This window comes from Paenibacillus wuxiensis (assembly GCF_040195695.1).
Taxonomy (GTDB): Bacteria; Bacillota; Bacilli; order Paenibacillales; family Paenibacillaceae; genus Paenibacillus_B; species Paenibacillus_B suaedae.
This window is the reverse complement of sequence record NZ_JBEFZI010000038.1, coordinates 1-985: the sequence shown is the minus strand read 5'-3', so window position 1 is coordinate 985 and position 985 is coordinate 1. Positions and strand designations below refer to the sequence as shown.

Sequence of the window (985 nt, the reverse complement as noted above, 5' to 3'; positions counted from 1 at the left end):
GCGTGCATATGCCGGTATCGTATGCCCAGCAGCGGCTCTGGTTCCTCGATCAACTGGAACCGAACAGTCCGCTGTACAATATTCCATGCGCATGGCGGTTGCAGGGAGCCTGGAAGCTGGATGCGTTGGAACAAGCCTACGATGCGCTGCTCCAGCGTCATGAAGTGCTGCGTACTGTCATTGGCGAGGCGAACGGCGAGCCGGTGCAGATTATTCGTGAACACCAGCCCAAGCGTCTCCCTGTGACGAACCTTCGCCATCTGGCAAGAGAGGACAGAGAGCGCGAGATGAAGTCGCTCATGCAAGCGGAGGCAGACAAACCGTTCCAACTGGCTGAGGGACCGTTAATCCGGGCGCAGGCCATCGTGATGGGAGAGAACGATTGGGTGCTGCTGTGCACGCTGCACCATATCATCTTTGACGGATGGTCGCTGGATATTTTCGTCCGGGAATGGCTCGCGCTGTATGAGGCGTTTGCGGGAGGGCAACCAGCGGAGTTGGCACCGCTATCTTTGCAATATGCCGACTACGCGCATTGGCAGCGGAACTGGCTGAGCGAAGACGTGATGAACCGTCAGTTGGCGTACTGGGAGGAAGAACTGGGTGGGGAACTGCCTGTGCTGCAACTGCCGACGGATCGTCCGCGTCCAGCGCATCAAAGCTACCGGGGAGAGCGGTATGAAGCGGATCTTCCGGCCGATTTGCTCATCAAGCTAAAAGCGCTCAGCCGTCAAGAGGGTGCAACGTTATTCATGACGCTGCTCGCCGCCTACCAAGGTTTCCTCTCCCGGTATACGGGACAGACGGATATCGCCGTCGGCAGTCCGATTGCGAACCGGCATTACGGGGAAATCGAGGGGATGATCGGATTTTTTGTCAACACCCTTGTGCACCGTGCGGATGTGTCAGCCAATCCGAGCTTCCGGGAGTTGGTGTCGCAAGTGCGCGGGAAAGCATGGAAAGCGCAGGAGCATCAGGACATCCC

The 985-nt window shown here is 58.1% G+C and carries 1 protein-coding gene; it reads left to right on the top strand.

Annotated elements, in window-relative coordinates; genetic code table 11:
• Positions 1-985 (top strand): condensation domain-containing protein (locus tag ABN764_RS29470; RefSeq protein WP_446673861.1); only part of this gene is annotated, 985 nt, incomplete at both ends.